Here is a 15,160-nt window from a genome sequence, read left to right as displayed (position 1 = left end):
GCCGATTCGCGTGCTTGACTCCCAAGTCATTCGTGGGCCGATAAACCCTGTGGACCCACTCTGGCTTTGTCTTCCCTCGCTGCAGGGATAGACATTATCGAGGAGACGGCGGTTTTGGAGCGAAGTGACTTGGCGAGAGGGCGGCGCGCAGTTTCCGGATTGGTGGCCCTTTTGTGCTTTGCCACATTGCAAACGCAGGCTGATGCGAGCCAGGAGGATATCCTCACCGCGGAGAGCTTCACGTCGGGCTGGCAGGGCGAGATTCTCTGGACAGGCGAGACAGCACCGAAGCGCACATCGCTCTCCCGCCCTAAAGATGGTCGCACTGGCGCCGGTGGGCAGGTAAACCCGCTCCGGGTTTCGGTCGATCTCGGCCGTGCCGGCTGCAGCGGTCCCGCCCAGGAAAGCGCGCGCATCCCCGGCGGCCGGGTGGTCCAGCTCAAGCTCAGCGGCAACACGGACTGCAAAGCCTCGATCGTCAGCATCCAACTGGTCGCCGTCGCCCCGCGGGAGATCGGCATCCTGGTGCTGGGTGCCGCGGAACTCCTGGCGCAAGGCACGCTCCAGCCTCTGGATAGCGCGCAGCAACTGGTGATCGCCCCAGCGTCACAGCCCGAGTTTTCGCCCGCTGCCCTCAAAGGGCCGGAGTCGGTCGTGGGCTATTTCTACGTCGCGCCTGCGGGCTCGGTCTATGAGCTGCTGCCCGCCGAAAAGGGCTTCAACCTCAAGATCGTCGCGACAAGCCAATTCGAGAGCGACGCGGGTTTGCGCACGGGCGAGATCGTCGGCAGAGGCCGCTACAACGCTGCCGGCCTGGCCTTCTCCCGCTCAGAGAAGATCCGGCTCTCCGAGGATAGTAAGGCTGCTTACCGGCATTGCCCGCCGATCTACGCCCCAGCCCAAATCTACGATCTCATCGACATCACCGACCGTAACGCGGTCTCGGTCCCGGAGGACGTCATAGCCTTGACGCCGCGCAACAAGCAATTCTGCGCCCGCGTGCGCACCAGCCGGGAGAGCTGCCGGGTGGTCTCCTGCAGCGAGTACCAGCCGCACAGTGAGAAACAAACCTTTCTCGTCAAGGACGGCGATTTGGCCCGCCGAATGGGCGACGCAGCCCGGGCCGCCCACACCCCGTCGGAAACTTACGCCCAGGCCCTCGGACGCCTGAAGCAGGCCCAGGCCGCCGACAACCGAGCACGCAACAGTGAGAGCAAAGGCTACTTCGATCCAGGTGGCGCCTGCGGCGCCATCAGCTGCGAACAGGAAGACACCCTGCAATTCATCATGGACCAGTACTGGAAGTAGCGGCATTGGAAGTAGCGGCCTGCCCTGCTCCAAGGCTGGCCGGAAGCCGAGTCCGGTTACATCGATCCCGCGGCAGACAAGGCGCAATCCCGAACACTGTGAGCGACACTATATGCGTGAAGCTTTTGCCAATGCGGTCAAAGCTTCGGAAGGTGCTTTTTCAGATACGCGATAATCTTGTCGATTTCCTCCTCAACGGCGGATTCGACGGGGCTGAAGAGACGGCCGTCGAAGTACCTCGGGCGCGTGCCCGGGCCGTCCGGGCTGCCGTGGCCGGTATCGATCGACTTTCGCCACTTTTCGGCATGATCCCGCCACTCCTGCCGGTCGACGAGTTGCGGGCCGGTGACCCATACGTTCCAGGTCAGGATATTGCCGGGTGTCAGCAGGTTCCCGCTGGCCAGGTTGAACGCGTCCATCACAAGCTGATTGAATTCGTCAACGACTTCGTTTCCGACTTTCCGGATTGGGCCGATCTTCACCTCCACATTGGCAACGGCAAAGGCCTCGGCCTCGTGCCTGGCGAACGCGGGGTTCTTAAAGCGTGGCGATTCACCCATCCGAATGGGCAAGGCCTCCCGGATCGGGTTTTCCGCGTGGTAAAGATTGATCTTGATCGACTTCGCTTTGCTCGAGGGGAACGGCAGTCCGTTCTTCGCGAAGAGATCCCAGATCATCCTGACGAAAAAGTTCTCATGCGCGCTCGGGCTGAACCAGATCTGACCTTCGACCGAAATGTCCGCCGCAAGCGTTTTGCTTGGTTCGTCGACCCAGCCGCGGTTGCCGGTGACCGTCACCTCGATATTCAGGCAGCCGAAGGAAGGTGAACAGGCCCCCTGCTGAGGACAGATGATCGAATAGGCGCGCCCTTGATCCGTATAGCCGATCCGGGAGATATCCGGCGCGAACATCTGATAGCAGCGGGACGTCTCGTCGCCTGGAATCGTCTGCCAGCTGAACTGGGGCCAGATGGCGGCCTGCTGACGGGTAAGCTTGTCGATGTTGTCCATGTTGCAAAGCATGGGCAAGGAGGAGAGGTCGGGATCGGGATAGGAAAAGGCCGGGTTGGATTCCATGAATCCGCCGATCCATCCGGGTGGGATTTTATATTTCTTTGCTTTGGCCATCGGAAAACACCCCCTGTGATCCGCCATCCCATTAGTGGAACAGCGGCCGCTTAATGCTGCTTTACCTTGTACACCCGAAACAAATGTTTTACAATTTTTGATTGTTTATTTTTAGACATGTTGCAATTTTTGAAAGCAACGAAGCGATGAAACTCTTCCAATGATCCAGTGAGTCGTCCGAGCTTTTTCCTTTCACCCATACCTTCGGAGAGCCTCTGCCATGACCACATCCGCCAAGCTCCCACTCGCCGCGACCTGCCTCTCTGCAGTCGCCCTCTCAGCCTGCGTTCAGGTTGCGGCTGCCGATCAGAAATGTACCGGCGACGGCTGGGCGACGAAGTCGGACGCGGCCTTCGCCGCCGACTGCGCCGACACCGCCTTCAACGGCAGCCTGGAGGAACGCCAGATGCTGGCCTGGATGTTCTTCACCCGGGTCAATCAGCTGATCGCCGACCCCACGAAGGGCGGCATGTCGAACACGGGAAAGGTGCCGGTCTGGATGGCCTGGCCCACCGACCCCGACACCTTCGATACGGCCAGGCCCTTCGACTTCAAGGACACGCCGCGTGACGATATGAGTCCTACTGCCGAGAAGAAGGACCTGGAGGCAGGTGGCGTCGCCACCGCCGATCCCGACGGCGCCAACGAGGAGGTCACCCGCAACAGAATCAGCTACGACTACCTGATCGAGAGCGGCCTGACGACCAAGCTCGACATCGCTGCGTTCTTTGAGAAGAACGACTATGTGGACATGCCCGTGGGTTCGGTCGAACTGAAAGCCTCCTGGCTGCAGGTAACCGAAGGCAGCCCGGCGCCCGACGGCGCCCTGACCTTCAATTTCGACAGCGGCGAATACTGGTGGCGCGGCCTGCACATCATGGCGAAGATGCAGTCCCTATCGGACCCCAGCGACGTCTTCTACAGCGAGGACCCAAGCTGGTTCTGGACCACCTTCGAGTTCACGAACAACCCAGGTGTGGCTCATGTGCGCGATCAGCTGATCACCCAGCGCGCACCTCTGTCCGAAAAGGAAATCTCCGCCATCCTCGAAACCGGCGGCCTGGCTGGTTTCGGGTTGGAAGCCTACGCGCCCAACGGCACCCAGATCCGCTTCACGGCGGCGGGAACCGGCGAGACGCCGGTGATCCTGGGCCACACGGATATGGAGGATTTCGCCGGCAGTCCCAACACCGCGCAGCCACGTTACTGGACCCGCTTCGAGGCCAGCTGCCACAGCTGCCACGCCACAGCGTCCTACAACCCGGAGATCGAGGCCTTCTTCCCCTTCTCCGTCCCCACCGGGGCTCTGCACCCGGGCTACAACAAGGCCGACAGCAGCGGCGCGGTGCGCTACCTGGGCCAGGGCTACAAGCCCCTGGACTTCATGTGGCCGATTGCGTTTCAGGCGCGGTGATCTGGGTCGACGTGGATGTGTTGCCTCTGCCAATGAACGCACAAAAAGAGACCTAACCGCGACTATACGAATTCCAGCGCCTGCTGGTTATAGAGCGCGCGCAAAAGCCCGGGATGATCGAGCAGCGCGGGCGTGTCGTTTCTGGTAACAGCCTCTTCTTTCATCAGGCTTAAGATGACGGCCAGGGCATCCTCATCGATGTCAAAAGTCTTGCGGTTAAAGCCGAGGCTGTAGCGGCCCCGGGGCGACGGGATGAGCGCGAATTTCACATAGGCGGGCTTGATCAGACCGGTCCCGGCCTGCAGGGCGTCTGTGAAGGCGCTCTGGCTGAGAGCATCGTCGCGTTCGCTATCCTCTTCGATGTCTTCATTGCTTGAGCCGGTGAAAAAGGCGGCCAGCCACTCGGAAAACGCGGGCGCGCTCAGCGGCTCGGCGAGGTGATTGCGCAGCACCTCAACCGCATTGATGGAGAGGGTGAAGCCCGCGCTCTCTGCGCTCAAGCCCGCGCCGACGTAGCGGTGATCGCATGCTTCCTGTTCGGCGAGGTACTGACCGTAGGCGCCGTAAAGTTCGGAGAGTTTCGGGCCGAGGAAACCGACGGAAAAGGTCAAGGCATCGTCCAGCGTGGAGCCTTCATGGGCGAAATGCGGGGGGATGTACAGGACGTCGCCCGAAGTCACCTCGACGCAATCGCCGTCGATGGGATCTTTCAGGATTTTGAGCTCGAGGCCGTCAATATAGACCTCATCCATGACGGCTTCGCGGCCGACGGTCCAGCGCCGCGTACCCTGACCCTGGACAAGAAAGACGTGATAGCTGTCGACGTGACCGCCGATGGTGCCGCCCCTGGTGGAGAAACTGACCATGACGTCGTCCATCAGCCAGCGGGGCGCAAAATCGAACGCGCGCAACAAGGCGGCGGTGTCCGGGTGAAACTGCTCGACGTTCTGGACCAGCAGGCTCCAGGGCGGCTTTCCGGCGGTGTTGAAATCCTCTTCGCCGAAGGGACCGAATTGGCAGCTCCAGTCTTCCCGCGAGACCATGCGCGCCCGCACGGTCTCTTCCATGGACAGCCCCGCAAGTTCATCCGGCGTGATCAGCCGCCCCATTACGGCTTGATCGATGGCGTCCCGCACAAGAAACGGCCGTTTGTTCCAGTAGTGCGCATAGAACTCCGCAACCGGCGGCAGGGCGTCGAGAGTGACAAGCGTGGCAGGAGAAGAGGACATCACAGGTTCCGATGTTGAGAAGCTTGCGCCCGTTATGACATGCGCGTGTCCAGCACCCAAGTTCAGTGCCATTTCTGATAGGAGTTTCTGCCACAGGCAATCGCATATTCGGCGCCTGATGTGGAGGGTTGGGAGTGGAATCGGGTCTGAATTGCTGCGTGGATGTTGTTGCGGCGAGCACGCATAAAACATGCCGTGGTCCCGACTGTATGCAAATCAAGACCTACCCTCTGGCCATTCAGTAGGCGCCTGAAGACTCCGGGTTTCGGTCGGATAAGCTGGCATCAAATCAGCCCGATTTATCCTTCTCGACGTTACAACTGAAAACCAAATAGACTCGAAATTTCCATCATAAGGTGTGTTGTGTTAGACTTCGGATCCGATCAATTCATTTTGCGGAGGATAAAATGAAATCAAAAGACAGCAAACCAGAGCTGCGAAATGACAAAAAAAACATCACGTCAGTAAGTGTTAGCGATGAGGTCAAAGCGTCTTCACATTGTGGGAAGGAAGTTACAGCATCCTCACAGTGTCGAGCAGAAGTAGAAGGCTCTGCTCAATGTGGTATAGAAGTAACGGCATCGAACAGCTGCAAGGAGGAAGTTAAGGCTTCATCTCAATGCGGAAAAAAACGATAGGGTCGTCAAACAACGCAAAGTGATTTCTGTTCTGGTTTCGATCATCGTGAAGCCATTGGTGTCGAATCAAATTGAAAGCGATCCGCTCCCATGCAGAGAACAGAACTACACTCAGAGGTAACCAGCAAAGCTCCGCCTCCAGATCAATTGTCCTTCATGGGTTTTTTCCGGAGAACCATGGGCACAGAAAATGATGTCAGAGAATTCATAAGTGCGATTGAGCAAACCGGATTAATTGATGAGATCCGACCTGCTATCTGGATGCCAGACGAACCACAGATCTCGGCGTTCATATGCCGATCGTCTCTATGCACCGACGCACTTGGCTTCGGAGTTTCTCTCTCTGAAGATCACGCGAAGCTAACTGCACTAGCCGAGTGCCTCGAACGAATGGCGTTGTTGGCGCCTCTTCCTACGAAGCGCCGAATGTATGATGCGCATCGCAATGACATCGATCTATTCGATTTGTTTCATCAGCGTGACAAACAGCTCGCACATTTCTGTTCCTGGTGGCCTGTGACACGCTGTCGAACAGGCCAACGACATCAAATTCCAGCACAGTTTTTGTTACTTGGACACATGCAAGAAACACGGTTGCTTCATATCAGAAATTCTTCAGGTACTGCATTTGGCAAAAAAGGAACAGGGCACGCACTGCGAACTGCGAAACTTGAACTGGTCGAACGGTACTTTGTCGAAGCGACCTTCTACGAAGCTGACGATTGGCGGCCAATTAAAGATTTCCCCGAGAGCTTAAATAAATTGATCCAGAATTTTCAGGATTGCGGCCTTAAACCTCACATCTTTGACATTCCATCAAATCTTGATGTTTCTGTGATCATGGTGCTTTTAGTTGATCAACAAAACCGATGTGTGGCCTTGACTGCTGGCTCTGCGGCTAGCTTCGACCTTTACCCAGCAATTGAGAAAGCATTGATCGAGAGCGCACAGAGTCGTTCTTCTCGGCGAGCTTGGCTATCATCATACGATGAACGAGCCCCGAACAGCATTCAGCTCGATACCACGCTAGCGCGCGCGAAGTATTGGGCAGATAGCAAGTCTCCTGGTCTATTAAGGCTGGATGAGAAAATTGGAAAGCCGGTTGCTTATCAAGACGCTGTACAGAACACCCGGTTATCTAGTTCGGAGAAAGAGAAGCTACTTGACGATAGGCTCGATTTTTTTGTCGCGGATATTACTCCTCCAGCACTCGCAAAATACGGATTCGAGGTTCTCCGCGTTTACGAAAAAAGCTTGGTGTTGAACCCTAACTTGCGGCGCGCAGAAGAGACATTACCGTCGCCTTTCGTCTAACGAAATTAGGCGGGTTCACATACTACGCGATATACTACTTCCAGACACACAACTTCGAAGCAGATCACCGGCCAAACCACGGGTGACCCTCCAATGCTTGCACTCTGGCGCTTTTCCGGCCTCGGGGAGCTCGGCGACCACTTCACCAGCCGCGCGCAGCAGGATCGCGCGGTGCGATTGCTGACGGACATGCTGACGAACTTCAATGGGGATTGGGTGGGCGCCCGAGTTGGCGAGAAACAAATGGCGACTGTAGAATTTTCACGGCAGTTTCAGGACGCTTTGGGTCAGGGGCGTCACATTCAGGCATGAAGAGGTAAATGCAGGATCGGACTCACACCTGGCTTTGCGACTGGGGTCTGATCCAAATCTGTGCGTGACAGAACTCAGGCTGCCTAAGCTCGGCTCCGGATCGCGGATTTTTTGTCACGCTGCGTCCGTCTGAAGAAACCGGCCCTCAGCGACCAGGAAGGCCCGGCCACCGACGAGGACCGGACCGCCGGGACGGGCCTGGCGAACAGTCATCTCGCTCGGGCGCCCGGTGAAGCGCCCCTGGCTCAGCGTCAGGGGTGAAGCTGCGGCGCCGTGGCGCCACATCATCGCAGCCGCCGGACCGGCAGCGCTGCCGGTGGCGATGTCCTCGATCCGGCCGTGGTTGTCCCAGCTCCGGCCCTCCGGCAGCTCCGGATCGAGCAGGTAAAGGAACTTTGCCCCCAGCTTGGCGAGGCGGGCTTCGAAATCCCCGGCACAAATGCGCGCGGTGGCGAGCCCTTTGGCCGTCACCGGCAGAACCGCATAGGGCAGGCCCGTCGAGGCGACCACCGCCGGCAGGCCATCGTACCTGTGATCAGGCTTCAAGCCCAGACCTGCGAGAAGCCTCGCGACGGCCATCTCCGGCAGCGGCGCGCCCAGCACCGCCTCCCCCTGATCCATCTCCGCGAACAGCCCCCTGCCTTCGGAACGGGTCGAGATCCCGACCTCCCGGCCTGCCAGAGAAATCTTCCAGCGGCTCTGTGCCGTTGCACCCGCGAGATGGTGAAGAACGGCGGCGGCGCCCAACATGGGGTGTCCGGCGAAGGCGAGCTCCTCCTCTTCCGTGAAGATGCGCGCGGCGGGATTGGGCGTACCCGCGCCGGTCAGAAAGATCGCCTCGAACTGCCGCAATTCCCGGGTCAGCGCCAGCATGGCGCCAGCGTCCAGCCCCTCCGCCTCCGGAAAGACCGCGACACCGTTTCCCGAGAGCGGGGCATCCCCGAAAACATCAACCTGTAACCAGCGCCGCACGCCTGCCTCCGGAGCGGCGGTGCCCGGCGCGCCTGGGAACCGCCGGGCACCGCCAACACCAGAGGCAGTGAGGACAGCGGAGGTAAGATCATTCCGCGCCATCACCACTTCTCCGCAAAGGGTCTGATGACCAGATCGAAAGCCCAGGCCGAACGGTCCTGATGGGCCAGATGGAAGACTTCCTCCGCGATCGCTTCGGGCTTGGTAAAGAAGTCCGCGCGCGGATGCGGCCAATCCGGCGGCGGGATCAGCCAGGGCGGGCGCTCCGCCTCCGGCCCGAGCCAGGTGACGTCGATCGCGGCATCGATGGTCACGTAGCCAACGTGCACGCCCTTGGGCCCAAGATCCCGCGCCATGGCCTCGCAGAGCACGCGCTGGGCCGCTTTACTGGGGGCGAAAAGCGCATAGTTCGGCACCCCCCGGTGCGACGCCGTGTTGCCCGTGGCCAGGATTGCGCCCTTGCCCGCTTCAATCATCGCCGGCGCCAGAGCGCGGGCCAGCCAGAGCAGCGCCGTCGTATTGACCCGGAAGTTGCGCTCCAGCGCCGAGGGGTCTCCGGTCAGGAACGGCTCGAAGCTGTGGGCCACCGCATTGTGCAGCAGGACCTGCGCGGCGCCCATCTCCCGCCCGATCCGCCCCAGAGTCCGCTCCAGGGCATCGAGATCGGCAAGATCGCAAACGTAAGCCTTCGTGCCCTCGACCTCTTCCTCCAGCGCCGCGAGCCGATCGGCATTGCGCGCGATCATGGCGACGCGGTAACCGCCGCCGGCAAAACGCCGCACCAGGGCCGAGCCGGTCGTATCGCCGACCCCGGTGATGACGGCAAGGGGCGACGCCACGATCAGGCCGCCCGTTTCGGCCCCCAGGGGGCACCGTACTTGGGATCCTCACGGCCGGCCCGCAAAACCTCGTGGATCTCCTCGTTCACCTCGTAGGTCCGCACCCATTCCTCGTCCCCCTCCTGCATCAGCAGGGCCGAATGGGGCGATCTCGCGTTGCGGCGGTAACGGACCAGGGCCATGCGGCAGGCCTGACCGCCGAAGCCGGTGGCATAGCCGCTGCCGTCTTCCCGGGCGAAGCGGACGCGGTAGAGCTTCCAGAACTGTCCGTCATGCTCATAGATCTCGAAGCTCAGTTCGTGGGTGTCGTACTGCCACATCCATTTTCCGCTCTCGTGGATCCTGGTCCAGTCGGTCAGCCGGCTGCCGTCCTCGAACAAGGCGCCTTCGAGGCGCCATCCCAATGTATCGGTCATCTTCTCTCTCCTTTGCTTATTGCTGTCGGGCGGAATGCTCTTCAGGCCGTGCCGCGGTCCTCGAGGATCCGGGTCAGTTCGCCGTTGTCGATGTCGTAGACATAGCCGTGGACATTGACGTGCCGAGGGGTCCCAGGCGCGTTGCGGATCAGCCGGGCGTCATGCTCGACCGAGGCGACGTAGTCAGAGATGCACAGGCTCTCGCGCGGATAGGTCTCGGAAATATCGACGCCCTGTTCCTCCTGCCAGGCCTTGACGATGCCTTCGGCGGTGTAGGAGGTCGCGCCGCAATGGGTGTGATGCACCACCGCGATGTTCTCGACCCCGAGCAGATGCTGGGCGACGGTGATGGAACGAAGCGCGTCGAGAGCCCGGCCGCCGGCCACCACGACGTTCAGCACGCTCGTCGTCGTACCGATAATCTCGCCCCCGGCATCCGTCACCGCCTCGCCGGGCCAGACATCGCCCAGATCCCGTGCCACCGCGTCCGGGATACCGCTGGCGCGCGGGTCGAAGCAGTAGATGATCACGGTGCGCAGCGGCATCAATTCGGCGAATTCAGCCCGCACCAGCGTCTCGTCGTATCCCGGCTGCAGGGAAAAGGCTTTTGCGTTCAGGTCATCATGGGTCTGTGCCATGCTATCCTCCAGGGGTTCGAGTGGGTCAGCCCGCGCGCTTCAGCGCGGTTTCGATCAGGGGCGCATAGCCGTCGGTCGCGATCACCTTGCCGATCTGGCGGAAGTAAGGCTCCCCGGCCTCGATCCCGAGCGCGTCGACCAGCCGGTTGACGTAGTTGAAAAGGGCCACGACGTTGACCGCGTCCTCGACCGCCTGCTCGGACCAGCCCACCGCCATCAGGGCGTTGACGTCTTCCTGTCCGATCTCGTCCGGGCGCTCCGTGAGGCGGTCCGCGAAACGCAGCAGCGCCCGCAGTCCCGAGGACAGGCCCTCGCCGTCCCCCGCCGCCAGCGCATCGAGCGCGTCCATCGTTTCGGCATCGACACCCATGGCCACCAGCGTCCAGTGATGCGCACCGACGCAGAAGCCGCAGCCGTTGCGCCGCGAGACATGGGCCGCGATCATCTCGCGCTCGGCCTTGCCAAGCTGCGAGGGCCGCGTCATCACGCCCTCGATGAACTGCAGCAGCGGCGCGTAGAGCCCCGGGTCGCGCAGGAAGACGTCGGCGACGCCAGGCAGGTTTTTCGTGTAACTCAGGTGTCCCACTTGCTGTCTCCTCGGTTTTTCATATCGGCCAGCCATAACGATCGATATGATATTAGTGAAAATTTTTTAGCCGACGGCCTTCAGCGCTGTTTTGATGTAGCGTCCGATCTGCGCGTCATCCTGTCCGGCGCGCACCAGCAGGCCGATGCCGTAGACGGTCGCAGCCAGAAACTGCGCCGCCTCTTCCGCCTCCTTCCGGGCTGCCTTCTTGCCCGCCTTTGCATCCTTCACTTCGCGCAGCAGCAGCTTCTGAAAGGCGTCTGTAAGCAGATCGAGATGGGCCTTCACCTTCGCCGCCGCTTCGGGATCCTGCGGCGCGAGTTCGCTCGCCGTGTTGCACATCAGACAACCCACCCGCCCGTCCGGCGTCTCCATCAGTTCAAGCACCCGCGCCAGCGCTTCGGCGATCACCTCCCGGGCCGGGCCGGGCGCTTCCAGCGCCTGCAGGACCTCCGCCGTGACGGTCTTGCGGTAATGGTCCAGGGCGGCGAGGAAGAGCCCGTGCTTACTGCCGAAAACGCCGTAAAGGCCGTAAGGCCCGACGCCGGTGCAGTCGGAAAGATCCCGGATGGAGCTGTCGTTATAACCCTTGCTGCGAAACAGCCGCATGGCCGCCGCCACCGCCTCCTCCGGCTCAAATTCTCTCGCCCGCGCCATCCCGACTCCATTTCATAACGTTCGATATGAAATATACGAACGACGCGCGCGATGTCAATCCCGGAGGATGGGGTGCGGGTGAGTTTTGAATCAGCCTGAATGCAAAACGCTTTAAGTGCTGCGGGACTCTCTGTGCAGCAAGTCGCCGGCGCCTCTCAATGCCGACCGATCGCGCTACGAGCGGTACTTCCATGCACGTGATGCCCGCCTCGCGGTATAGACAAATCAGCCAGCGCAAACTGCCGGCTTCTCCGCAGCATTGTGCATGGAGTTGCTCAAGCTCGGCGGCGCCACCAAAAAAGGCGGGCCGGAGCCCGCCTGTTATTTTGTGCGATCCATTCGCGAAAAGCGAAGGCTTGTTCACGACCAGACCGTGATTTTCTGAATGCTACAGAAGAATGAAAATACTATTTACACTTAAAGTCAACCAATACATTCAGTTTGTTCTACTCTTGCTTGCGCATCACCAAAACTCTCCTCATAATTGAGTAAAAGGCGATACAAAACCTCTAGGGGAGGTAAAATGACCTACACGCTCGGTCTCGATCTCGGCACGAATTCTATCGGATGGTGCGTACTTGACCTCAATTCCGCCGGTCAGCCCGAGGGCATCCGCGATATCGGTGTCAGGCTCTTTTCCGATGGTCGAAATCCAAAGGATAAGACGTCCCTGGCCGTCGCCCGGCGGACCGCACGCTCGGCAAGACGCCGGCGCGACCGCTATCTGCGCCGCAGGACGAAGCTGTTGCGCTTACTCAAGGAACACGGCCTCCTGCCACACTCCGGTTCGGCATTGGATGCGGTTTTCGACCCGAAGCAAAACGATCCTTATGAAATCCGCTCCCGCGGCCTGAAGAGCAAACTCTCACTCCACGAGTTGGGCCGCGCCATCTTTCACCTGAACCAGCGCCGGGGTTTCAAGTCGAACAGAAAGACCGACGGTGGCGGCGACGAGGAAAGCGGTAAAATCAGAAGCGGTGTAGAGAAGCTGCGCCAGGCCATGACCGAAGCCGGTGCGGAGTCCCTCGGGGCCTATCTCCAGCAGCTTCACGCAAAGGGCGGCAGCGTCCGGACCCGCCTGACGCCTCAGCCAGCCGATCCGGGCAAGAAACCGCAGAGCGGATATGACTTCTACCCCGAACGCGCCATGATCGAGGAAGAATTCGATCTGCTCTGGACGCGGCAAAGTCGGCACCACGCGACGGTTTTGACCGATCGTGCCCGCGACGAGACCCGAGACGTGCTCTTTTTTCAGCGCCGCCTGAAACCGAAAGAGCCCGGCAAGTGCCGCTTCAACCCTGAAGAACCAAGGTTGGCGCGGGCGCATCCCCTCGCCCAGCGCATCCGGATTTTCCAGGAAGTCAATAATCTGCGCATCGTTGCACCCGATCAAAGCGAACGCGAATTGACGCAAGACGAGAGAGACAGCTGCGCTCTGGCACTCCTGAGCACGCCGAAACGGACCTTCGGTCAACTCCGGCGTCTTCTGAAGCTGCCCCCCGACAGCCGCTTTAATCTCGAGAGCGAGATCCGCAAGGATCTGAAAGGCGACGAGACCGCCGCCGTTCTTGCCCACAAAAAATGCTTCGGGGCCAACTGGCGAAGCTTCGACTCGGAACAGCAGGAGAGCATAGTCGAACGCCTGCTCGAGGAGGAGGATGAAGAGACGCTGATCGCATGGCTGATTGCCGAACAGAACCTGACCGAAGAAACCGCGCGCTTTACCGTCCGCAGAAACTTGCCCGACGGACACGCGGGCCTGGGCATCACCGCGACCCGCGGGATCCTGGCGCAACTGGAAGCCTCCGTCGCCGTTTTCGCCGAGGCGACAGCGGCGGCTGGCTATCATCACTCGGACTTCAGCACCGGTGAGATCTTCGACTCCCTGCCCTACTACGGCCGCGTTCTCGAAAACCACGTCGCCTTCGGCAGCGGCAACCCGGAAGACCGGGAAGAGGAAAGACTGGGCAAGCTCGCCAACCCGACGGTCCACATCGGCCTGAACCAGATCCGGCGCGTGGTCAACGCCCTGATCGCCCGGCACGGTCATCCCGGGAAAATCGTAATCGAGGTCGCGCGTGAGCTGAAGCTCAACGCAAAGCAAAAAGAGCGGATAAGTAAGACAATCGGCGAGAACACCCGGCGCGCCGAGCGGCATCGCGAGGAGTTGCAAAGCCTCGGGTTACCCGATAGCGGCGCCAACCGCCTGCGCCTGCGTCTTTGGGAAGAGCTGAATCCCGAAAATCCCTTCGAACGGCGCTGCGTATACAGCGGCGAACAAATCAGCCTCGAGCGACTCTTCACGGCGGCGGTCGACATCGACCACATCCTGCCCTTCTCACAAACCCTCGATAACTCCGCCGCCAACAAGATCGTCTGTAGCGCAGCCGCCAACAAAATCAAGCGCAACCGCCCGCCCCACGACGCCTTCGGCACCCGCACCGACTGGCCCGACACTCTCGCGCGGGCCAGCCTTCTGCCAAAGAACAAGCGTTGGCGCTTCGCCGCGGACGCAATGCAGAAGTTCGAGACCGATCGCAACTTTCTGGACCGCCAACTCGTCGACACGCAATACCTCTCCCGCGTGGCGAGGGAATATCTCACGGCGGTCTGCAATCCGAATGAGGTCTGGGTCACGCCCGGCCGTTTGACCGAAATGCTGCGGGGCCGCTGGGGCCTCAACGAACTCCTGCCCGATCACAATCTGGTCGAGCAACAGAACAAGAAGAACCGGCTCGATCACCGCCATCATGCCATCGACGCCGTCGTGGTCGCCGTCACTGACCGCAGCCTGCTAAACCGCATCTCGCGTGCCGCGGGCCAGGCGGAAGACCAACAGCGCGAGCGTCTGCTCGCCGATATGCCAACGCCCTGGCCAACGTTCCGCGACGATCTGAAGCGCGCCTTGGATGACATTGTGGTCTCACACCGCGCGGATCACGGCTCGTCAGGTGGACATGGTCGTGCTGCCGGACGCAACACGACCAGCGGACGCCTGCACAACGACACCGCCTACGGGCTCGCCGGTGAAGCGAACGCCCACGGTGCCTTTCCGGTGGTGCACCGCGTGCCGCTTGAAAGTCTGAAATCCTCCAAGGACATTGAGAAGATCAGGGACCCCGAACTGCGTGAGACCCTGCACGCGGCTACCGGCGGCCTCAGCGGCAAGGATTTCGCCGGGGCACTGGCGCGCTTCGCCCAGTTCGATGCGAAGTTCGCGGGCATCCGGCGCGTGCGGATACTGGAAACTCTCAGCGTTCTGCCGGTCCGTGACAAAAGCGGCCGGATCTACAAAGCCTATAAGGGAGACGCCAACGAGCGGTTCGATGTCTGGCGTCTACCATCGGGAAAGTGGGTCAGCGAAATCATCACCCGTTTTTCCGCCAATCAGCCCAGGCCCGAGTCCGCAGATAGCCGTCCGCACCCGGCCGCCAAAAGAATGCTGCGTTTGCATCAGAACGACTTCCTGGCGGTGGAGATGGAAGGCGAGCGCCGACTGGTCCGCGTCGTCAAGTTCTCGACCAGTGGTTCCATGCAGCTCGTCCCGCACAACGAAGGTGGCAACCTTAAGGCGAGAGATGCAGATAAGAACGACTATTTAAAGTATATTAACACCTCTGCGTCAGGATTACAGAAGTTGAGAGCGCGCCAGGTGCGTGTCGACGAGATCGGCCGGGTCCTCGATCCGGGTCCAAGATCATGACTTCGCA

The 15,160-nt window shown here is 60.5% G+C and carries 13 protein-coding genes; 5 read left to right on the top strand and 8 right to left on the bottom strand.

Going from position 1 to position 15,160, the window contains the following annotated elements:
- Nucleotides 1–114 precede the first annotated feature (114 nt).
- Complete coding sequence (locus tag FKG95_RS15000) at nucleotides 115–1,308, top strand: hypothetical protein (protein ID WP_142897214.1); 1,194 nt, start codon at nucleotides 115–117, stop codon at nucleotides 1,306–1,308.
- Between the two features lie 137 nt (nucleotides 1,309–1,445).
- On the opposite strand, the gene FKG95_RS14995 is transcribed toward FKG95_RS15000, so the two are convergent.
- Entirely contained in the window at nucleotides 1,446–2,435 is a 990-nt protein-coding gene (locus tag FKG95_RS14995) for a hypothetical protein (protein ID WP_142897213.1), read from the bottom strand.
- A gap of 220 nt (nucleotides 2,436–2,655) precedes the next feature.
- Between FKG95_RS14995 and FKG95_RS14990 the strand changes: the two genes are divergently transcribed.
- The gene (locus FKG95_RS14990) at nucleotides 2,656–3,849 is read left to right on the top strand and encodes a hypothetical protein (protein WP_142897212.1); all 1,194 of its coding nucleotides are present in this window, start codon (nucleotides 2,656–2,658) and stop codon (nucleotides 3,847–3,849) included.
- 62 nt (nucleotides 3,850–3,911) lie between these two features.
- On the opposite strand, the gene FKG95_RS14985 is transcribed toward FKG95_RS14990, so the two are convergent.
- Nucleotides 3,912–5,078 carry a cupin domain-containing protein gene (locus FKG95_RS14985; protein ID WP_179954108.1) on the bottom strand — a complete coding sequence of 389 codons (1,167 nt, stop codon included), beginning with the start codon at nucleotides 5,076–5,078 and terminating at the stop codon, nucleotides 3,912–3,914.
- 815 nt (nucleotides 5,079–5,893) lie between these two features.
- On the opposite strand from FKG95_RS14985, the gene FKG95_RS14980 reads away from it, so the two are divergent.
- Together FKG95_RS14980 and FKG95_RS14975 are read left to right on the top strand one after the other, a co-directional pair.
- Entirely contained in the window at nucleotides 5,894–7,030 is a 1,137-nt protein-coding gene (locus FKG95_RS14980; protein ID WP_179954107.1) for a YcaO-like family protein, read from the top strand.
- A 93-nt stretch (nucleotides 7,031–7,123) separates the two neighbouring features.
- The gene (locus FKG95_RS14975) at nucleotides 7,124–7,342 is read left to right on the top strand and encodes a hypothetical protein (protein ID WP_142897209.1); all 219 of its coding nucleotides are present in this window, start codon (nucleotides 7,124–7,126) and stop codon (nucleotides 7,340–7,342) included.
- 114 nt (nucleotides 7,343–7,456) lie between these two features.
- Here FKG95_RS14975 and FKG95_RS14970 read toward each other — a convergent pair whose 3' ends face one another.
- From FKG95_RS14970 to FKG95_RS14945, 6 genes are all read right to left on the bottom strand, one after another.
- Entirely contained in the window at nucleotides 7,457–8,416 is a 960-nt protein-coding gene (locus tag FKG95_RS14970; RefSeq protein ID WP_142897208.1) for a PhzF family phenazine biosynthesis protein, read from the bottom strand.
- Nucleotides 8,416–9,153, bottom strand: coding sequence for an SDR family NAD(P)-dependent oxidoreductase (locus FKG95_RS14965; protein ID WP_142897207.1), 738 nt, complete (start codon nucleotides 9,151–9,153; stop codon nucleotides 8,416–8,418). Before FKG95_RS14965 ends, FKG95_RS14970 begins: the two co-directional genes overlap by 1 nt.
- A gap of 2 nt (nucleotides 9,154–9,155) precedes the next feature.
- Complete coding sequence (locus FKG95_RS14960) at nucleotides 9,156–9,569, bottom strand: hypothetical protein (RefSeq protein ID WP_142897206.1); 414 nt, start codon at nucleotides 9,567–9,569, stop codon at nucleotides 9,156–9,158.
- A 41-nt stretch (nucleotides 9,570–9,610) separates the two neighbouring features.
- The gene (locus FKG95_RS14955; RefSeq protein WP_142897205.1) at nucleotides 9,611–10,207 is read right to left on the bottom strand and encodes a carbonic anhydrase; all 597 of its coding nucleotides are present in this window, start codon (nucleotides 10,205–10,207) and stop codon (nucleotides 9,611–9,613) included.
- 25 nt (nucleotides 10,208–10,232) lie between these two features.
- Entirely contained in the window at nucleotides 10,233–10,793 is a 561-nt protein-coding gene (locus FKG95_RS14950; RefSeq protein ID WP_179954106.1) for a carboxymuconolactone decarboxylase family protein, read from the bottom strand.
- A 66-nt stretch (nucleotides 10,794–10,859) separates the two neighbouring features.
- Entirely contained in the window at nucleotides 10,860–11,450 is a 591-nt protein-coding gene (locus tag FKG95_RS14945; RefSeq protein ID WP_142897203.1) for a TetR/AcrR family transcriptional regulator, read from the bottom strand.
- Between the two features lie 523 nt (nucleotides 11,451–11,973).
- Here FKG95_RS14945 and cas9 point away from each other — a divergent pair.
- Nucleotides 11,974–15,153 carry a type II CRISPR RNA-guided endonuclease Cas9 gene (cas9, locus tag FKG95_RS14940; protein WP_142897202.1) on the top strand — a complete coding sequence of 1,060 codons (3,180 nt, stop codon included), beginning with the start codon at nucleotides 11,974–11,976 and terminating at the stop codon, nucleotides 15,151–15,153.
- Nucleotides 15,154–15,160: the final 7 nt, after the last annotated feature.

Source organism: Denitrobaculum tricleocarpae (genome assembly GCF_007004665.1).
Taxonomy (GTDB): Bacteria; Pseudomonadota; Alphaproteobacteria; order Kiloniellales; family Kiloniellaceae; genus Denitrobaculum; species Denitrobaculum tricleocarpae.
Note: the sequence above shows the minus strand (reverse complement) of the source record. Positions and strands in the feature narration are given on the sequence as shown.

Excerpts from the sequence above, each read along its gene's own strand:
- cas9 (WP_142897202.1), top strand. The coding sequence starts at position 11,974 with ATGACCTACACGCTCGGTCTCGATCTCGGCACGAATTCTATCGGATGG.
- FKG95_RS14955 (WP_142897205.1), bottom strand. The coding sequence starts at position 10,207 with ATGGCACAGACCCATGATGACCTGAACGCAAAAGCCTTTTCCCTGCAG.
- FKG95_RS14960 (WP_142897206.1), bottom strand. The coding sequence starts at position 9,569 with ATGACCGATACATTGGGATGGCGCCTCGAAGGCGCCTTGTTCGAGGAC.
- FKG95_RS14995 (WP_142897213.1), bottom strand. The coding sequence starts at position 2,435 with ATGGCCAAAGCAAAGAAATATAAAATCCCACCCGGATGGATCGGCGGA.
- FKG95_RS14985 (WP_179954108.1), bottom strand. The coding sequence starts at position 5,078 with ATGTCCTCTTCTCCTGCCACGCTTGTCACTCTCGACGCCCTGCCGCCG.
- FKG95_RS14945 (WP_142897203.1), bottom strand. The coding sequence starts at position 11,450 with ATGGCGCGGGCGAGAGAATTTGAGCCGGAGGAGGCGGTGGCGGCGGCC.
- FKG95_RS14980 (WP_179954107.1), top strand. The coding sequence starts at position 5,894 with ATGGGCACAGAAAATGATGTCAGAGAATTCATAAGTGCGATTGAGCAA.
- FKG95_RS14970 (WP_142897208.1), bottom strand. The coding sequence starts at position 8,416 with ATGGCGCGGAATGATCTTACCTCCGCTGTCCTCACTGCCTCTGGTGTT.
- FKG95_RS14990 (WP_142897212.1), top strand. The coding sequence starts at position 2,656 with ATGACCACATCCGCCAAGCTCCCACTCGCCGCGACCTGCCTCTCTGCA.
- FKG95_RS14975 (WP_142897209.1), top strand. The coding sequence starts at position 7,124 with ATGCTTGCACTCTGGCGCTTTTCCGGCCTCGGGGAGCTCGGCGACCAC.